This is a genomic window from Vibrio sp. sp1 (assembly GCF_016920955.1).
In the GTDB taxonomy this organism is placed as follows: Bacteria; Pseudomonadota; Gammaproteobacteria; order Enterobacterales; family Vibrionaceae; genus Vibrio; species Vibrio alginolyticus.
The window spans coordinates 3,170,404-3,187,729 of the sequence record NZ_CP060589.1 but is presented as its reverse complement, the minus strand read 5'-3'; the positions used below and the strand labels follow the sequence as shown (position 1 = coordinate 3,187,729).

Sequence of the window (17,326 nt, the reverse complement as noted above, 5' to 3'; positions counted from 1 at the left end):
TGACGATTTACACAGCGAGTAGGGAGCCGATACTTTTGGCGGGTCGATTGACCTCGACAGGCTTCAAACGAATGCCACCAAAGCAGAGGCCTGAAAAAGCCGAACCCTTAGCGATGGGGTTCGGCTTTTTCGGTTTTGTAGGAGCCAATTAAGCACTCAGTTCACATTTTTATTTTCGAGGTGTTTGTTTTATATCACCATGATGCACAATAAGGCAACAACGTTATACAGGTGGAAAGATGCATCAGAATCTAACAATAAAAAACTTTCTAGTAATAAAGAAAGCAGATATTGACATAAAAAAAATCAACGTATTAATCGGCCCGCAAGCAAATGGCAAGAGCATCATAGCCAAGCTAGTCTATTTTTTTAATTCAATTTCCTTCGAAATAAATGAATCGATTCGTTTAAATAAAAACAAAAGAGAGTTAAACACTGACATTTTCGCTTCATTCGAAGAGAAATTTCCACGCTACACATGGGAAGGGGCCAACTTTACCATTAGTTATAGCTTTAAAAATGTCACATTTACTCTTGAAGGAAAGAAAAATAACCGCTCAAAGACAACGCTAACCCTAAAATACAATGACGGGCTCGATAGATATATTAAATCCTGTAAAAGAGCTCATCAGAAGTCTATATGCGAAATGAAAGATGAGACCCTAGGTAAAGTGGCTGTTAATAGAGAGCACCGTTTATTTTATGAGCGAATAATCGAAGGTCACGCAAGCTCTCATTACTCTGACGTGTTTAAAGAGAGCGCTTTTATTCCTGCTAGTCGTTCATTTTTTGCAAACCTACAGAAGAATATTTTTACTTTTTTAGCATCAAACCTAGATATCGACCCGTATCTAAAAGAGTTTGGTAGCTTATACGAGGCATCTAAGCGTTGGTATAATATGTCATTCTTTACGAAGACGCAGCCTCAGCTTTATAAAGAGTTATCTACTGGATTAACCTCTGTTGTCGGTGGTGATTATACGTACCAAGAGGACCAAGACTGGATTGTTGCTAAAAACGGGCGCGTTAATCTAGCTAATGCCTCATCCGGTCAACAGGAAGCACTTCCCATGTTACTTGTGCTGTCAACGTGGCCCTTAATGAGAGCTCTGGGAGAAAATGGCGGAAGAAGCAAGCTTTTCATTGAAGAGCCGGAAGCTCATCTATTTCCTACATCACAGAGCAGCATAGTTTCGTTACTATCTTCTTTATACTCTAAAACGCGAACTGATTTGTTTATAACTACTCATAGCCCATATATATTGTCAGCACTAAACAACCTGATATTGGCTGGCGATAAAGTTAGTGAAGGGAAAATTAATGAGGAAGAATTTAAAAAATTAAATAATTCTGGTTCACCAGTAGCGTATGAAGATGTGTCGGCCTATACAATTTCCAATGGAGAGGTAAAGCCAATTACTGACAATGAATTTAGAATGATTGGTGCGGAAATGCTTGATGATGTGTCAGGGCACTTTGAAAATGTAATGAATGAGTTATTGGAGCTATAACAATGAATTATGTTGGGTGCACATCAATAACAAATGACACAATCGTAAAAGTAACTGAAAATAAAAGTAGTTTTTCTGTAGAAAATAAAGCCAAAAAAGACATTAAGAAACTGTCAGTAGATGGTTGCTTAATTACTGGCAATAAAGAAAGGTGTGACTGGATTCTTTATCAGGACTCTCCAAACAAAAAGGCTTTCTATGTAGAGCTTAAAGGGTGTGATGTCCTGAAAGGCATGTCTCAGTTGAGCGCGACCCTAAAGGAGACAGAGAAAGTTTTCTCTGACTATAAAAAGGAGTGCTTCCTGATTTCAACTAGAGTTCCGAGGCACACACCAGCGCTGGATAAAAAGAAGAGGCAGTTTTTTAAAGATACAGGTCTAAGGGTAAATATTACAAACCAAAGGCATACGGCGCGATTTTAACTCCTTTTTTTACTAGGAATCCATTCGGCGGCCTTCATTCGACGGCCGCCGCGAAACGGTAAAACGTTTTCTTTAGCAGGATAAACCTTTGGATACTCAAAGTGTCCGTACATTTCCACAAACTGACGATGTTCGTCACGCCAAAACACAAAACTTTCCAATTCTTTAGGGCTGAACTCACGGCCGGATGGTGTGATTAACACAGCACGTTGCTCACAAACTCGAAATCCAGACCAACGAATATCATTAGGCAAATAACCAAGCGATTTGATGAGCAGTAGCTTTTCAGCCATCGGATTGACTGGAACCGTGCCATCTAACCAACGGGTAATCGTCGGTTTAGACACATGAAAATATTCAGCGCCTTGCTTGATGGAGGTAAACTCACGCCAAAAGAGTGTGCGGAATGATTCGTGAAACATGACAACGCTCGCATATTGAATAACTGACTAAAAATATTTTTCTTGTTGTTTTGGGCGTTACCGAACGCAACATTATGTGGCGGTCAGGGTTTTAGTGGTTTTTCGTTGATTGCACAAAACGAACGTCACGAATAGTACAAGTAACTTGCGTTATGGAAATCGACAAAATAAAAAATTACGGCTTGGTTATCAGACACTTATGAAACGCTTAATCAAAGAGTTAGCCTTTGTTAACAAATCACCCCTTAGTGCGCATTATGTATATTATGTTAAATTAAATATCGCCGTACGCTAAATGTTGTCTGAGTATGCTCCTATTCCCCTGCAGATTTTAAATTTAAGGGCCTTACTGTGAGCATTAAACATAATGGTTATTTACCATAAAATACTTAATATAGATCTTAATAATCTATCGATTGTTAAGATCTATATTAACGCCTTTTTGCTTATTGAAATGACTGTATAGCTTCAAAGATATCTTGTCTTCTAACTGGCTTGGAAATGAATCCGTCCATGCCGGCATCCAGGCATTTATCTCTATCGCTTTCTAACGCATGTGCAGTTAACGCTATAATTGGGGTCCTGAGACCTTTATCTCGAATAAGTCTTGTTGCGGTAATTCCATCCATCACTGGCATCGAGACATCCATGAGAATCAAATCGATTAAATCCTCATTCTCTTCTAAAAATGTTAATGCCTCTGCTCCATGGCTTGCGATATGAACATTATGGCCAAGCTTATTTAAGATAAGCTTTATTACGAACTGATTCGACTCGGTATCTTCTACGACGAGAAGTTCCATTGCTTTTGTCGGTTGATTGGTTTCGATTCTAACTGGACGATTTTGATTACAACGAGTCAAAACTGGAATCGAAATCGTAAAGGTTGAACCAACATGCTCATCACTTTTAACGGCAATCTTTCCACGCATCATTTCAACTAAATGCTTGGTTATTGCGAGCCCCAGTCCTGTACCACCGAAGCGTCTCGTGATGGAACGGTCTCCTTGATGAAATGCCGTAAACAAGTGCTCTTGCTTTGCTTTAGATATACCAATTCCAGTGTCAGATATTGAGATCACAAGTTCAGCATCTTGCTCAGATACAGAAACTTTTACTTCACCTTCGTCTGTAAACTTTATTGCATTCCCTATTAGATTAAACAGGATTTGAGATAACCGCGTGGAGTCAATCCAAAATTGTTTGTCATTAGTGACAGTACAGTTGAGTTTAAATTGGAGATTTTTCTTCTTAGCTATTTGTTTTTGCTGAGAAATGACAAAAGTGACAGTGTCTCTTAAATTAATCCATTGTTCATTGAGCTGAAAGCGACCTGACTCGATTTTAGAGAGATCAAGAATGTCACTGATTATCGCGAGAAGTAACTCTGCAGAGCACTCCATTTGGCTCAACGCATCAATTTGTTCTTCTGACAAGGTTGATTGCTTCAGTATATCTAGCATTCCAAGAACGGAATTTAAAGGGGTTCTTATTTCATGGCTCATCATCGCTAAGAACTCCGACTTAGAGCGGTTCGCAAGCTCTGCTTCTTCTCTTGCTTTAGCGAGCTGAGTTGTTCTTACCTCAACGATACGTTGTAACTTCTCTTTGGTCTCGATATCAATGACCGCCCTTTCAATTAAGGGACGAAACCGCCTCAAGGTTTCCTTATTCTCTATGCTAAGTGCCCTTTCTGAGCTCCAATAAGTAGGATTACGGTTTGCGTTACTTCTGAACGTATACCAGTTAAAACGACCGAGTTTACATGGCTTTTTATAAAGCTGTTTAAGTTAACAAACTCAGCGAGTTTATCTGGCTCGAACAGTAGAATGCATTCACCATTGAGAGCTCTTTGATAGGTGTTACCGTGTAACCAGGATACATTATCAAATACGCTATTAGTTGATATCAATGTCTTGAAGGGATATCGTTCACCATCACGAGTCAGTACAATAAAATCATCGAAGTTGATGTACTTTTTGAGGACATTGTTTAATCCCGTAAATATCTCATGCCGATTCTTTGCCTCACTCATCGCAGATATCGCGGAAAGAATGGCCTTGTTTTCATCAGCGAGTAGTCGTTCTCTTTGTCTAGCCTGCTTTAGCTCAACTAACGCTTCTTGAAGCGCTTCCTGTTGATATATGTCTAAGTATTTATCTTTCATAAGGTTTATGGAATATAGCCGATGAAATCATCAGGTTTCCATGTCCATTCTCACCACCAATAAATCTACCTTGCTCGCCGAAAGTAAAAGGGCAAATAAAAGGCAAATGTTCTAGTTCTTGGTTAATTTGTTCACAAACGCTATTCATGTCTTGCATTAAGTGCAACATGGGACCTGCGCAAAAGATATTTATCACTCCAATTTTTCGAGACTCTTCTAATTTTTGGTTAAAAGCGGCATTGACGACTTTTGCAGCGCGCGCAACGAGATGCTCACGACTTCCTTTCATTAATGTGAGCTCGTCACCCTCTTCTATTCGTGTAAACAACTCGATTCCACCATCTGGCGTCTCACGGATCGGATGGGATAACTTGTAATATGGGCGATCATAGAGATGACCTGCGATCCGCCCTAATGGATAAGCACTCGAGTTTGTAAACAGCATATTATCTTTACCTACTTGGTTATCCTGGTGATTTGTCCACCTTCTATAAACATTGAGCGCAGGTTCATTATCAATTTCAAGTAAGCATCTATCGTTGGTCTTGGTTGCAACACCTTTGATATTAGTTGGTGTATGCCCAGCGCTGAAAGCGATATCAACAGGTTGAGAGGAGTAAAAGAGAGTTAAGCTTAAACCTGAAGTTTGAGAGCCTTGGGCGGTTATCACAGACCATTTCCCAGCGATGTTATTATCAGCGGCCGAACCACCAATAATTGGAATTAGAGTTCCAAATCTTTCATCTATAGACGCAATGATTGATTCCTCTTGCCCTGGTGTAGCATGAAGTAGAATTAAGTTTGGTACCTCTCCTACACGGTTTGCGTTCTCAAGGGCCATATCCAAAGCCTTGGTGACGCTGTCACCTGAGTTGTGATTAGAAATACCAGTACCATAAGCATGAGGACCTGTATCATAAACAGCAAGTGCCGCAATTACTGGTCCTGTATGAAAGCCCTGATCTGTCATTACGGCTTGACATGAACTGGCGCCATGAAAAGGCACACCAGGAAAATGCGCAAGAAACGCTTCTCGAATCAACTCGAAATTGTATTCTTCCGTGTAGTAACACATCACGTAAGACAAGTTCTGTTGTGTCAATTCTGACCTGAGCGTTTTTATCGCTGAGTCTTCATCTTTAATATGAGTAAAAACTGATTGGCAATGCATACGATTTTATAATTGGATATCACTCTGCTGTTATACCATTCCAACCAATTTTCTCTAGGTAAGAAGGTGTTAATTTCATTAATAAGTTACGATTATCTCGTGATAGATCGTATTTATAATTGAACTACAACAATGTTTTCACCTTTTTTAAAGGTGATTTTTTTCGATTCAGGCATGATGTCCCATTCTACTGACTTATGCTTTTCGTTGAGATTGATAAAATTACCAGATTGATTTAGATCAATTTTTAGAGTGCTACTTTCTGTCGTTTCGAGCGAAATTCCCATTGAGTCACGATTAATCGTGATTATTTCTCCTTCAATTGTTACATCGCATCGTTCTTTTTGTGAACAGTCAACGCTATTAACGCTCTCGTGTGTAAAGGTACGCCAGAAAAATGCGCCTATTAAAACACTGAGCATGATTAAGATTTGTGCAAGTCGCGCCTTTGTTAACTTTTGTGCAGGCATAATTACTAATATCCTTGTTACAAACTTCAAACTTTTTAAATAAAAAATGATTTCCAGAGGTCCAGTAAGGTTACTACCCTGTCATTGAATTGTTAATTCAAGTATAGTGTCACGCTGAAAATGCCACTTTTTATTAAAGTCAGCAATGGAAATAAGGTGATGATAACACTTGAATTCTAGAGTTTACTTGGGTGGTGTTACGACGCAAGTCGTGTTGGAAGTAAAAGTGTAGTTAATTAGAAATTGGAAGCATGCAAATGAGCCAAGTAAAGCAGCTTGAACAAAACTACAACTATACAGTCGTTCGCCAATTTACCCTTGTGACCATTTTATGGGGCATAGTTGGTATGGCTGTTGGTGTTTTGATTGCCGCTCAATTAGTTTGGCCACAGCTAAACTTTGATACGCCGTGGTTGACGTACAGTCGCTTACGTCCACTGCATACTAATGCGGTAATTTTTGCGTTTGGTACCAGTGCTCTGTTCGCAACGTCTTATTATGTTGTACAGCGCACATGTCAAACACGTCTTTTTGGTGGCCCACTCGTTGCCTTCACCTTTTGGGGTTGGCAAGCAATCATCCTGGCAGCAGCCATTACTTTGCCTCTCGGTTTAACATCGGGTAAAGAGTATGCTGAGCTAGAATGGCCTATTGATATCGCAATTGCGCTAATATGGGTATCATATGCGGTGGTGTTCTTCGGCACACTAGTGAAGCGAAACACGTCACATATTTATGTGGCAAACTGGTTCTTCGGTGCCTTTATTATCACAGTAGCAGTACTTCACATCGTGAACAGCATGGCTATTCCTGTGTCACTTGGTAAATCTTACTCGATTTACTCGGGCGCAGTGGATGCGATGGTTCAGTGGTGGTATGGACACAATGCGGTAGGTTTCCTACTGACCGCTGGTTTCCTAGGTATGATGTACTACTTCGTTCCTAAACAAGCTGAACGTCCTGTTTATTCTTACCGTCTATCTATCGTTCACTTCTGGGCACTTATTTCTCTATATATTTGGGCAGGCCCTCACCACCTTCATTATACAGCGCTACCAGACTGGACTCAGTCTCTAGGTATGGTTATGTCGCTGGTTCTATTTGCTCCTTCTTGGGGTGGTATGATCAACGGTATTATGACGTTATCTGGTGCATGGCATAAGCTTCGTTATGACCCTATCCTACGTTTCCTAATCGTTTCACTGTCGTTCTACGGTATGTCTACCTTTGAAGGCCCGATGATGTCGATTAAGACGGTTAACGCACTTTCTCACTACACAGACTGGACCATTGGTCACGTTCACTCTGGTGCGTTAGGTTGGGTTGCGATGGTTTCTATCGGCTCTGTATATCACTTGGTACCTCGCCTATTTGGCCAAGAGCGTATGTACTCTGTTGGTCTAGTTAATGTGCATTTCTGGCTAGCAACAATCGGTACCGTTCTTTACATCGTTGCGATGTGGATCTCTGGTGTAATGCAAGGTCTTATGTGGCGCGCGGTTAACTCTGACGGTACGCTAACTTACAGTTTTGTTGAATCTGTAGAAGCGTCTTATCCGTTCTACTTTGTACGTTTCCTAGGCGGATTTATCTTCCTATCTGGTATGTTCCTAATGGCATACAACACGTACAAAACGGTAAGTGCACCTAAAGAAAGCCTAAAAGCTATCCCACATCCGGCATAAGGAGATTTAAGAATGAGTAATAATTCTAATAATCGCCATGAAATCTTAGAACGTAATGTCGGTTTGTTGGCTATTTTTATCGTGTTTGCTATCAGTTGGGGTGCTCTTGTAGAGATCACTCCTCTGATTTTCCAAAAGCAAACGACTGAACCTGTAGAAAATCTGCGCGCTTACACTCCTTTGGAGATGGAAGGCCGTGATATCTACATCCGTGAAGGTTGTAACGTCTGTCACAGCCAGATGGTTCGTCCTTTCCGCTCAGAGACTGAACGTTACGGTCACTACTCTGTTGCTGGTGAGAGTGTTTGGGAACACCCATTCCTTTGGGGCTCTAAGCGTACAGGCCCGGATTTAGCTCGTGTTGGTGGTCGTTATTCTGACGAATGGCACCGTGTTCACCTGTTAGATCCTCGTGAGCTTGTACCTGAGTCAAACATGCCAGGTTTCCCGTGGCTAGCTGAAAACGTTTTAGACGGTAAGCTAACTCAGAAGAAACTTGAGCTATTTCGTGATCAGTTCGGCGTTCCATACACTGATGAAGAGATCGCGAATTCGGCTAAAGAAGTAGAAGGTAAAACAGAGATGGATGCAATCATCGCTTACCTTCAGTCTCTTGGTCATGCAATGAAGTAAGGGGATCATATGGATTTCGGTACAATTCATAGTATTTATACCGTTGTACTCTTCGCTAGTTTTATTGGCATCGTATGGTGGGCATTTAGTAAAAAGCGTAAAGCACGCTTTGAAGAAGATGCCAACTTGGTGTTTGCTGACGAAGAACAAAAGACCCCTAATAACCAAGGAGTGAAGAAGTAATGACTACATTCTGGAGTCTCTGGATTATCGTGATTACTGTCGGTACGCTAGTAGGCTGTGCGATTCTCCTGACTTGGTGCGCTAAAGATAAAATGGGCGTCGAGGAAGGGGAAGACATGGGCCACGAGTACGATGGTATTCGCGAGCTAAACAACCCTCTACCAAAGTGGTGGACTTACCTGTTTGTAAGCACATTTGTGTTCGTAGCAGTTTACCTTGCCCTATTCCCAGGTCTAGGTAGCTTCAAGGGCTTTTTAAACTGGCAGAGTTCGGCTCAAACCGTTCGCTCACTAGAAGAGTCAAAAGAAGCCATCGCTGCAGCACAAGAGAACAAGCAACTAAACCAATATGCAAAAGAACTGGATGATGCCGACGCTTACTTCGGCGAAGCATTCCGTAAACTTGCGCACAATGACAGTGGTCTACGCCCAATTCCTGAAATTGCGCAAGATCCTGAAGCATTAAAAGTTGGTCAGCGTTTGTTTTTGCAAAACTGTTCTCAATGCCATGGCTCTGATGCACGTGGTCAGAAAGGCTTCCCTAACCTGACTGATGATGCATGGCTATATGGTGGCGAGCCAGCAGCGATCGTTACAACCATCATGCACGGCCGTATTGGTCAAATGCCAGCATGGAAAGATGCCCTTGGTGAGCAAGGTGTTCAAGAAGTTGTAAGTTACACACTTAGTTTATCTGGTCGTAAAGTAAATGCTCGTGAAGCCGCGGCAGGTAAAGCACGCTTCGTAGTGTGTGCTGCTTGTCATGGTACCGATGGTAAGGGTAACCCTGCAGTCGGTGCGCCTGACCTTACAGACCAAGACTGGTTATTTGGTGACTCTCGTGCAGCTGTAACAGAAACCGTAATGAACGGACGCTCAGGCGTAATGCCTGCGTGGAAAGACATTTTGGGTGAAGATAAAGTTCAGCTCGTTGCCTCATATGTCTGGAGTTTAAGTAACTCAGAGAGTAAGTAACTGAGATATTACGTAACATAGCAATAACAGCCCCTTTCATAGGGGCTGTCTTTCCTTTAAATTTAACGCCTTACATTTTTTCATTTAGCTGTTGAGAACTTTTTTATGGTAAAGCCTTGGTATAAACAATTTTGGCCGTGGTTCCTAATCATCCTTCCTCTTACTGTCGTAGTTTGGACTGTGATTACTGTGGTCGTTTTCTCGAACAACTCTGTTTCTTTAGTCGCCGAGGATTACTATAAAAAAGGCAAAGGTATTAATATCGACATTAGTAAAATGAATGTCGCTCGTGACCTAGGTCTTAACGCTGAGATTTCCTCTGAAAATAACAATGTTGTGATTGTTTTCGCTAAAGGGAAGCTACCTCATTACCCTGCTCTAACGGCCACTTTCACTCATCGTACTCTTCCTGATCGTGACTTCACAAAGCTTGTAACAGCGGATGCATCTGGTAATTACCGACTAAAAGCTGAGGAATCTATTCAAGGACCATGGTTTGTTGAACTACAACCACACGACAAGCAATGGATGATCCAAGGTAAAGTTGAGTTTCCTGCCTCTTCAACACCGTTAATGAAGTAAGCATATGTGTAAATCCTGTTATCACTGCGGTGAAGATGTACCAGCCAACACGGATTTCAAAGTAGAAATATTGGGTGAAATTCGCGACATGTGTTGTCCGGGCTGCGAAACTGTGGCGCAGACTATTGTCGATAGTGGTCTTGTATCATATTACCAATACCGCACTGCGCCTGCAGAAAAGGCAGATCTAGTACCAGAGCAACTCCAAGCTTTAATTCATTATGACAATGCGGATGTACAATCTGAATTCGTACGAAATCGCGAAAATGTTTCTGAAGTAACCCTTTCTTTGGAAGGCGTTTCATGTGCCGCTTGTGCGTGGTTAATCGAAAAGCAAGTTTCTAATACGGCCGGGTTGGTATCTATCCGTGTTAATACAACCACCAATCGAGCGTTACTAGCCTGGGATAAAACTCAGGTACGGTTAAGCGAGCTCCTTTCCGTTATACATAAACTTGGTTACAAAGCTGCACCTTTTGAAGCAGATAAGCAAGAAGCTTCTTACCATCGAATGATGAAGCAATATCTATATCGGCTAGGTATTGCAGGTTTAGCAACCATGCAGGTCATGATGCTCGCCGTTGCACTGTATCTCGAAGTCTTTGGTGATTTAGAGCCAGAGTTTAAAAGTTACTTTCGTTGGGTAAGTTTGATTTTTGCTACTCCTGTTTTGCTTTATTCCGCTCTTCCATTTTACTTAAACGCATGGCGCAGTATCAAAGGCCGAACCCTTGGTATGGATGTCCCGGTTTCTATCGCGTTGATCTTTGCCTATGTTGCAAGTTTAGTTGCAACAGTAACTGAACAAGGCGAAGTCTTCTTTGAATCTATCTCGATGTTTACCTTCTTTTTGTTAGTAGGTCGATTCTTAGAGATGCGCGCTCGTCGCAAAGCTGCTGCAGCGAGTGGTAACCTTCTTAAGTTGATTCCGGCAATTGCTACAACGCTGGACGGTGATCAGATACCCGTGAAGACGCTAAAAGTTGGCGATCGTATCCGCGTTCTACCTGGTGAACATATCCCCGCTGACGGTAAAGTTATTTCAGGCCGTATTCATATTGATGAATCCATGCTAACGGGTGAGTCAGTGCACGTTGTGAAACGAGAAGGCGATATTGTTTATGCGGGAACGCTAAACGGAGACGAATCATTTGAACTTGAGGTAGTAAGCTCAAAGGCCGATTCAATGATTTCTAACATCGTGCGTTTACAAGATGAAGCTCAACACTCCAAACCTAAAATTGCGGAAATTGCAGACATTGTCGCCCGTTACTTTGTTGGTGTGATTCTTATCATCTCTGCTGGTACTTGGTTTTACTGGCATCAAACAAAACCAGATGATGCGTTTTGGATCATGCTGTCTGTGTTAGTCGCTACGTGTCCATGTGCGCTATCTCTGGCCACACCGACCGCACTCACTTGTGCTACCTCTAGAATGGGTAATTTTGGCATTTTACTTCGTAAAGGCCATGTGTTTGAGACATTATGTAAGATCAACCACTTAGTTGTAGATAAAACAGGCACTCTAACGAAAGGTGATATTGAGATCTGTGAAACAAAGGTACTTAGTGATCTCCCACAGAAAGATTGTCTATCACTAGCTGCAGCTTTAGAGGCTCATGCAAACCACCCTATCGCTCGTTCTTTTGCAACTTTCACCAATGATGACTTTATCGTGTCTGATGTGCAAAACGTGATTGGGTCAGGGATTGAAGGGATATGGAATGGCAAAATCGTTAAGATAGGCAGTGCGGCTTTTGTTCAAGGCAAAGAAAGTGGTGAAAGCCAGGCGGTCTATCTGTCGGTTGATGGCAAGCATGTCGCTAGCTTTTACTACCGCGACCCTATCCGAAAAGAAAGCAAAGCCTTTATTCAACGTTTTGCTGACGCTGGAATTAAGACAACCCTGCTAACTGGTGATTCTCTCTCAAACGCCCAACCAGTGGCGAATGAAATTGGTATCGGTCACATCGTCGCGTCAGCAAAGCCAGAAGATAAGCTTGCATACCTTAAGAGCTTGGACGAAAACAGTATCACTATGATGGTTGGTGATGGAATCAATGACGCGCCGACTCTCGCCGGAGCTCACCTTTCTGTCGCAATGGGCGGTGGTACAGATGTCGCTAAAGCTTCTGCAGATATGACGTTACTTGGGGATAATCTCGAAAAGCTACTAGAAGCACGTTTGCTTGCACTGCGTACAAGAAAGATTATTCGAGAAAACTTGGCTTGGTCTTTGGGTTACAACCTGTTAATTTTGCCTTTGGCGGTCGCAGGTTTAGTGGCTCCCTACATTGCAGTAGTTGGCATGTCTGCAAGCTCAATTATCGTTGTATCTAACTCTTTGCGCCTGCTCAAAGAGAAATAAGTAGAGAAAGCAAACATGGAAAGTCTTTATATATTGATTCCCATCGCTATCGTTCTCGTTTGTGTTGCTGTCGCCGTTTTTCTTTGGGCGGTAAGAAGCGATCAGTTTGAAGATCTTGAACGGCAAGGGCACAACATTCTTCTCGACGAAGAAGACCAATCTAATAGTGATAAAAAGTAGCGACCTTTATGACTCCTGATTTTATCGGTGCGTTGATGATCGGCTTAGTAGGAGCCGGTCATTGTATGGGTATGTGTGGTGGTATCGCGTCTCTGCTTACCATGGGCTCTTCTGCTAAAAATAAAACCACCCCTCTTATCCCCCTCTTCTACAACCTCGGACGATTGATCAGTTATACCTTAATAGGAGCATTAGTGGGTGGTGCTATATCAGGTTTATCTGAGCTTAGTGGGTTAACGCATTCTCTTGCTTGGTTAAGGCTGATTGCTGCGTTATTCATGATTCTGGTCGCGCTGTATATTGCTAAATGGTGGCAAGGCTTACTTTTAATAGAAAAGCTAGGGCAGTATCTCTGGCGCTTTATCTCGCCGGCAGGGAAGAGTTTGTTGCCATTAAAGCATCCTCTTCACGCGTTGCCATTTGGCTTTATTTGGGGTTGGTTACCATGTGGTTTAGTTTATTCAGCGCTTACTTGGTCGGCGGTTTCTGGTAGTGCGATGAACGGCGGCCTAATTATGCTTGCGTTTGGGCTCGGAACGCTACCTGCAATGCTTATTATTGGATACGGTGCCAATCATTTTCAGAAATTACAAAAATCATTAATATTTAGAAATATTTCAGCATTAATCCTTATTGGCTATGGTACGTATACCGCTGTAGGAGCCTTAGCATTACTCGGTTTCATATAACGTTAAACTCTATTGAGGTGACATTTTTGCTACCCTTTAGGATTAAGCGATGCTAAAATATTGATGTATATCAAATAGTGAAAGGTTGTTATGATTTCTGAAAAACCTGCAACAAAGCGTATCCAATCAGGCGGTTGCGCCATTCATTGCCAAGATTGTAGCATTAGTCAACTGTGTATCCCGTTCACTCTAAATGAGGCAGAACTTGACCAGCTTGACCAAATCATCGAACGTAAGAAGCCTATTCAAAAAGGACAAGAGCTTTTTAAGGCCGGTGATGAGCTAAAATCGCTATACGCTATCCGCTCTGGTACCATCAAGAGCTATACGATCACAGAGCAAGGTGATGAGCAAATCACAGCGTTTCACTTAGCTGGAGACTTAGTCGGTTTCGATGCTATCACTGGTGACTCCCACCCTAGCTTTGCTCAAGCACTCGAAACGTCGATGGTATGTGAAATCCCATACGAAATTTTAGACGATCTATCGGGTAAAATGCCTAAGCTTCGCCAGCAAATCATGCGTTTGATGAGTAACGAAATTAAAGGTGATCAGGAAATGATTTTGCTTCTTTCTAAAAAGAACGCAGAAGAGCGACTAGCTGCTTTCCTTTACAACCTATCAACGCGTTTTTCTCAGCGTGGCTTCAGCCCTAGAGAGTTTCGTTTAACTATGACTCGTGGTGATATTGGCAACTACCTTGGTCTTACAGTCGAAACGATCAGTCGTTTGTTAGGTCGTTTCCAGAAATCTGAGATCCTAAGCGTAAAAGGTAAATATATCACTATCTTAGACCACGATGCATTGATGGAACTTGCTGGTGTAACTAAAGAATAATACACCCTAATTATTGATGTAGCTCGAAAATGAGCTACATCATATTTCTCATAAATTCCTTTCGAAAGTCCTCAAAAAGTTCTCCAAACTAAGCTACAGTAAAAATGTACGGTGAGTACTCCAAAATACTGATTTAATTTACATTCAGTATCTGGTTTTGCAATAGAAGTGGGCTTAGTTATGAGTATATACAGTAAGATCCTTGTTGTAGCTGACATCAATAATGATGAGCAGCCCGCACTTGCAAGAGCTGTTCAATTAGCTCAGAAAAGTGTATCTAGAAGCCGAATCACTTTCTTTTTATCCATTTACGATTTCTCGTATGACATGACGTCAATGCTATCAGTGGATGAAAGAGATGCTATGCGTCGAGGTGTCATTCATCAGCGTGAGCAGTGGATGCGTAAAATTGCTCAACCATACCTAAACGATGGCTTCGACTTTGATGTTTGTGTTGTCTGGCACAACCGCCCTTATGAGGCGATTATTGCTGAAGTCTATGCAGGCAATCATGACCTAGTCATCAAAGGCACACGTAAGCATGATGTTTTAGAGTCTGTCATTTTCACACCGACAGATTGGCACTTGTTGCGAAAATGCCCTATTCCAGTGCTTCTTATCAAGAATGCTGCTTGGCCGGAACAAGCAAGTATCCTTGCCTCAGTACATGTGGGCTCAGAAAACCCGACTCATATTGATCTCAACGATACGATGGTCGAGCGATTAAAAGAAATCACCACTCGGCTTGAGGCCAAGCCATATCTTGTAAACGCCTATCCCGTTACACCGGCGAATATTACGATTGAACTTCCTGAATTTGACCCAACGACTTATACCGATGCAGTGCGAGGTCATCATTTAACGGCTATGAAAGCACTACGCCAAAAACATGGTCTTGATGAAGAACAAACGATAGTTGAGCAAGGTTTACCTGAAGATGTCATTCCAGCAGCTGCAGAGCGCTTGAACGCAGCAATGGTTATTTTAGGTACCACAGGGCGAACAGGGCTTTCTGCTGTCTTTATTGGTAATACAGCGGAGCACGTAATTGATAAAATAAATTGCGACGTGTTGGCTCTAAAACCAAAAGGCTACATTAGCCCTCTCGACCCAAATACAGCAACCTAATCTCTCTTTAGTATTGCTATGTATTGAGCGCTTTCAAATAAGCGCTAATAAATCCCCCGAATACAGGGGGATTTTTGTTTGGGAACAGTTAAAGCGTTGGGTACAAAAAAGGAGGTCTAATTGACCTCCTTTTTTACGAGTTAGATGTTCGTAACATCGATGAACATCGATTCATCAATATTCGTCGAAGAAACGACAGCCTCATTAAATTCATACTCTTCGCGGTTACCTTCACGATCTAGCGGTAAGTTAACAAAGTCGAACAATTCGCGGTCTGCTAGTTGGCTTGGGCTTACGTTTTGAATTGATTTAAAAATTGCTTCCACACGCCCTGGCGTCTTCTTATCCCATTCAATCAACATTGCTTTTATAGATTGACGCTGAAGGTTCTCTTGAGAGCCACAAAGGTTACACGGAATTATTGGGAAATCCTTGTGCTCAGCGTATTTGATCAAATCTTTTTCACGACAGTAAGTCAATGGACGAATGACCACGTTACGGCCATCATCAGAGCGTAGCTTTGGTGGCATCGCTTTAAGGCGAGAGCCGTGGAACATATTCAAGAACATTGTTTCGACGATGTCATCCATGTGATGACCTAGCGCAAGCTTAGTTGCACCAATCTTCTCTGCAAATGAATACAGCGTACCACGTCGCAGGCGTGAACAAAGACCACAAGTGGTTTTGCCTTCTGGTACCTTCTCTTTTACGACGGAATACGTGTCCTTATCGACAATATAGTAAGGGATATTCAGTGTTTCGAAATACTCTGGCAGAATGTGCTCAGGGAAGCCCGGTTGTTTTTGGTCTAGGTTTACTGCAACCACTTCAAATTTGATTGGCGCAGCTTTTTGAAGATTCAACAGGATATCAAGCATCGCGAATGAATCTTTACCACCGCTAATACATGCCATCACAACATCGCCTTCTTCGATCATGTTGTAATCAGTAATGGCATTTCCAACATGTCTTCTCAGGCGTTTCTGAAGCTTGTTGAATTCTAGGGTTTCTTTTCTTGTATCTATTTGGTTCATTGCGGGCTCTCACATCGCCGATAAATCGACTAGGACTTCCTAACATGGGTTTCTTTGGGGCGTGGATTATACGAGCTTTTTACACAGGATTAAATGCTTGTCTTATTGAGTCTTTAAGAAAAGAGTGTGAAAGATACTTTAGTTACGGTCACAAATGAAAAAAGAGCTGCGATTGCAGCCCTTTCTAAACGTTCAGTGTTCATTTCTTTGCGTTAGGTAGATAAGGTAACACTCGCATCGTCGGTTCTGGTAGTGTCATTGTGCCACCTTGCCCTATTTCACTTAGTGCGACTTGTATCTTGCCATTGACAATTGGCTTTTCGGTTCCGTTTGAGAAAATCACTTTATCATTCAGTTGATTTGCAAACTCCATCGTCACACCTTGAACCTCCGGTGTAAACCAACCCGCAAACATACCGCCTAAATCTTCCAGCATCGTCTGCATTTGAGGTAGAAGAGGCTTAAGTTGGTCGTAAGAAACGTTACCCTGTAATGGTTCTTTGGTCATCACGACAAGTGAGTAATCGCAACGTGTATCTTTTGGGGTATCGACAAAAACCAACGGATTCGCTGACTTTAAGTTTTTATCAACAGGTAAAGGCAACTCTTGTGAAGCAGGGATAACAAACTCTTCATAGTGCTCTTCTTTTTCCATCCAAGCTTTTTCTATCATACAAATTTGTTTAGTTTTTGCGTCCACAAAAAAGACACCAACTTTCACATCGTCATGCCCTTCTTTATTGTTGTTTTTTAGTTGAGTATATAACTTTGAGTACGTGAACATGTACTCTTGAGCTTGGGTTATCGGCGATGCAAGAATTAGCGCCGCACTTCCCAACAGACTTAGGCTTAACTTTTTCATTTTATCCG

At 42.0% G+C, this 17,326-nt stretch carries 17 protein-coding genes and 1 pseudogene; 12 read left to right on the top strand and 6 right to left on the bottom strand.

Going from position 1 to position 17,326, the window contains the following annotated elements; translation table 11 throughout:
* Nucleotides 1-239 precede the first annotated feature (239 nt).
* Together H9L11_RS14865 and H9L11_RS14860 are read left to right on the top strand one after the other, a co-directional pair.
* Nucleotides 240-1,511: an AAA family ATPase gene (locus H9L11_RS14865; protein ID WP_205390886.1), complete on the top strand. Its 1,272-nt coding sequence runs from the start codon at nucleotides 240-242 to the stop codon at nucleotides 1,509-1,511.
* 2 nt (nucleotides 1,512-1,513) lie between these two features.
* Nucleotides 1,514-1,933 (top strand): hypothetical protein, encoded by a 420-nt coding sequence (locus H9L11_RS14860; RefSeq protein WP_205390885.1) that lies wholly within the window; start codon nucleotides 1,514-1,516, stop codon nucleotides 1,931-1,933.
* Here H9L11_RS14860 and H9L11_RS14855 read toward each other — a convergent pair.
* From H9L11_RS14855 to H9L11_RS14840, 4 genes and pseudogenes are all read right to left on the bottom strand, one after another.
* A complete protein-coding gene (locus H9L11_RS14855; RefSeq protein ID WP_205390884.1) occupies nucleotides 1,930-2,355 on the bottom strand; it encodes a phage protein in 426 nt (141 codons plus the stop codon). The two genes, H9L11_RS14860 and H9L11_RS14855, sit on opposite strands and share 4 nt — an antisense overlap.
* A 446-nt stretch (nucleotides 2,356-2,801) precedes the next feature.
* Nucleotides 2,802-4,522 (bottom strand): annotated as a pseudogene (locus H9L11_RS14850) (ATP-binding protein).
* Nucleotides 4,512-5,693 carry an FIST N-terminal domain-containing protein gene (locus H9L11_RS14845; RefSeq protein ID WP_017634895.1) on the bottom strand — a complete coding sequence of 394 codons (1,182 nt, stop codon included), beginning with the start codon at nucleotides 5,691-5,693 and terminating at the stop codon, nucleotides 4,512-4,514. The pseudogene H9L11_RS14850 and the gene H9L11_RS14845 overlap by 11 nt, the downstream one beginning before the upstream one ends.
* Nucleotides 5,694-5,806: 113 nt before the next feature.
* Nucleotides 5,807-6,163: a hypothetical protein gene (locus H9L11_RS14840; RefSeq protein ID WP_005377473.1), complete on the bottom strand. Its 357-nt coding sequence runs from the start codon at nucleotides 6,161-6,163 to the stop codon at nucleotides 5,807-5,809.
* Between the two features lie 257 nt (nucleotides 6,164-6,420).
* Between H9L11_RS14840 and ccoN the strand changes: the two genes are divergently transcribed.
* The 10 genes from ccoN to uspE all read left to right on the top strand — a co-directional run bounded on the left by ccoN (nucleotide 6,421) and on the right by uspE (nucleotide 15,422).
* Entirely contained in the window at nucleotides 6,421-7,848 is a 1,428-nt protein-coding gene (gene ccoN, locus H9L11_RS14835) for a cytochrome-c oxidase, cbb3-type subunit I (RefSeq protein ID WP_033905306.1), read from the top strand.
* A 12-nt stretch (nucleotides 7,849-7,860) separates the two neighbouring features.
* Nucleotides 7,861-8,481 carry a cytochrome-c oxidase, cbb3-type subunit II gene (ccoO, locus tag H9L11_RS14830; protein WP_005377475.1) on the top strand — a complete coding sequence of 207 codons (621 nt, stop codon included), beginning with the start codon at nucleotides 7,861-7,863 and terminating at the stop codon, nucleotides 8,479-8,481.
* Between the two features lie 9 nt (nucleotides 8,482-8,490).
* The gene (locus H9L11_RS14825) at nucleotides 8,491-8,664 is read left to right on the top strand and encodes a CcoQ/FixQ family Cbb3-type cytochrome c oxidase assembly chaperone (RefSeq protein ID WP_005377485.1); all 174 of its coding nucleotides are present in this window, start codon (nucleotides 8,491-8,493) and stop codon (nucleotides 8,662-8,664) included.
* A complete protein-coding gene (gene ccoP, locus H9L11_RS14820; RefSeq protein WP_205390883.1) occupies nucleotides 8,664-9,638 on the top strand; it encodes a cytochrome-c oxidase, cbb3-type subunit III in 975 nt (324 codons plus the stop codon). The genes H9L11_RS14825 and ccoP overlap by 1 nt, the downstream gene beginning before the upstream one ends.
* Nucleotides 9,639-9,743: 105 nt before the next feature.
* The gene (locus H9L11_RS14815) at nucleotides 9,744-10,220 is read left to right on the top strand and encodes a FixH family protein (RefSeq protein ID WP_005377489.1); all 477 of its coding nucleotides are present in this window, start codon (nucleotides 9,744-9,746) and stop codon (nucleotides 10,218-10,220) included.
* 4 nt (nucleotides 10,221-10,224) lie between these two features.
* Entirely contained in the window at nucleotides 10,225-12,588 is a 2,364-nt protein-coding gene (locus H9L11_RS14810) for a heavy metal translocating P-type ATPase metal-binding domain-containing protein (RefSeq protein WP_033905305.1), read from the top strand.
* A gap of 15 nt (nucleotides 12,589-12,603) precedes the next feature.
* Nucleotides 12,604-12,768 (top strand): cbb3-type cytochrome oxidase assembly protein CcoS, encoded by a 165-nt coding sequence (gene ccoS / locus H9L11_RS14805; protein ID WP_005377493.1) that lies wholly within the window; start codon nucleotides 12,604-12,606, stop codon nucleotides 12,766-12,768.
* 8 nt (nucleotides 12,769-12,776) lie between these two features.
* A complete protein-coding gene (locus H9L11_RS14800) occupies nucleotides 12,777-13,457 on the top strand; it encodes a sulfite exporter TauE/SafE family protein (RefSeq protein ID WP_033905304.1) in 681 nt (226 codons plus the stop codon).
* 90 nt (nucleotides 13,458-13,547) lie between these two features.
* Nucleotides 13,548-14,294, top strand: coding sequence for an FNR family transcription factor (locus H9L11_RS14795; protein WP_005377497.1), 747 nt, complete (start codon nucleotides 13,548-13,550; stop codon nucleotides 14,292-14,294).
* Nucleotides 14,295-14,474: 180 nt separating this feature from the next.
* Complete coding sequence (gene uspE / locus H9L11_RS14790; RefSeq protein WP_005377500.1) at nucleotides 14,475-15,422, top strand: universal stress protein UspE; 948 nt, start codon at nucleotides 14,475-14,477, stop codon at nucleotides 15,420-15,422.
* A gap of 140 nt (nucleotides 15,423-15,562) precedes the next feature.
* Here the strand turns inward: uspE and ttcA are convergent, their stop codons facing one another.
* A complete protein-coding gene (gene ttcA / locus H9L11_RS14785; protein ID WP_005377502.1) occupies nucleotides 15,563-16,456 on the bottom strand; it encodes a tRNA 2-thiocytidine(32) synthetase TtcA in 894 nt (297 codons plus the stop codon).
* A 199-nt stretch (nucleotides 16,457-16,655) separates the two neighbouring features.
* Complete coding sequence (locus H9L11_RS14780) at nucleotides 16,656-17,318, bottom strand: DUF2987 domain-containing protein (protein WP_025766641.1); 663 nt, start codon at nucleotides 17,316-17,318, stop codon at nucleotides 16,656-16,658.
* Nucleotides 17,319-17,326: the final 8 nt, after the last annotated feature.

Coding starts and splice junctions, on each gene's coding strand:
- H9L11_RS14795 (WP_005377497.1), top strand. CDS start 13,548: ATGATTTCTGAAAAACCTGCAACAAAGCGTATCCAATCAGGCGGTTGC.
- ccoO (WP_005377475.1), top strand. CDS start 7,861: ATGAGTAATAATTCTAATAATCGCCATGAAATCTTAGAACGTAATGTC.
- H9L11_RS14800 (WP_033905304.1), top strand. CDS start 12,777: ATGACTCCTGATTTTATCGGTGCGTTGATGATCGGCTTAGTAGGAGCC.
- H9L11_RS14845 (WP_017634895.1), bottom strand. CDS start 5,693: ATGCATTGCCAATCAGTTTTTACTCATATTAAAGATGAAGACTCAGCG.
- H9L11_RS14840 (WP_005377473.1), bottom strand. CDS start 6,163: ATGCCTGCACAAAAGTTAACAAAGGCGCGACTTGCACAAATCTTAATC.
- uspE (WP_005377500.1), top strand. CDS start 14,475: ATGAGTATATACAGTAAGATCCTTGTTGTAGCTGACATCAATAATGAT.
- H9L11_RS14780 (WP_025766641.1), bottom strand. CDS start 17,318: ATGAAAAAGTTAAGCCTAAGTCTGTTGGGAAGTGCGGCGCTAATTCTT.
- H9L11_RS14855 (WP_205390884.1), bottom strand. CDS start 2,355: ATGTTTCACGAATCATTCCGCACACTCTTTTGGCGTGAGTTTACCTCC.
- ccoP (WP_205390883.1), top strand. CDS start 8,664: ATGACTACATTCTGGAGTCTCTGGATTATCGTGATTACTGTCGGTACG.
- H9L11_RS14825 (WP_005377485.1), top strand. CDS start 8,491: ATGGATTTCGGTACAATTCATAGTATTTATACCGTTGTACTCTTCGCT.
- ccoS (WP_005377493.1), top strand. CDS start 12,604: ATGGAAAGTCTTTATATATTGATTCCCATCGCTATCGTTCTCGTTTGT.
- H9L11_RS14810 (WP_033905305.1), top strand. CDS start 10,225: ATGTGTAAATCCTGTTATCACTGCGGTGAAGATGTACCAGCCAACACG.
- H9L11_RS14860 (WP_205390885.1), top strand. CDS start 1,514: ATGAATTATGTTGGGTGCACATCAATAACAAATGACACAATCGTAAAA.
- ccoN (WP_033905306.1), top strand. CDS start 6,421: ATGAGCCAAGTAAAGCAGCTTGAACAAAACTACAACTATACAGTCGTT.
- H9L11_RS14815 (WP_005377489.1), top strand. CDS start 9,744: ATGGTAAAGCCTTGGTATAAACAATTTTGGCCGTGGTTCCTAATCATC.
- ttcA (WP_005377502.1), bottom strand. CDS start 16,456: ATGAACCAAATAGATACAAGAAAAGAAACCCTAGAATTCAACAAGCTT.
- H9L11_RS14865 (WP_205390886.1), top strand. CDS start 240: ATGCATCAGAATCTAACAATAAAAAACTTTCTAGTAATAAAGAAAGCA.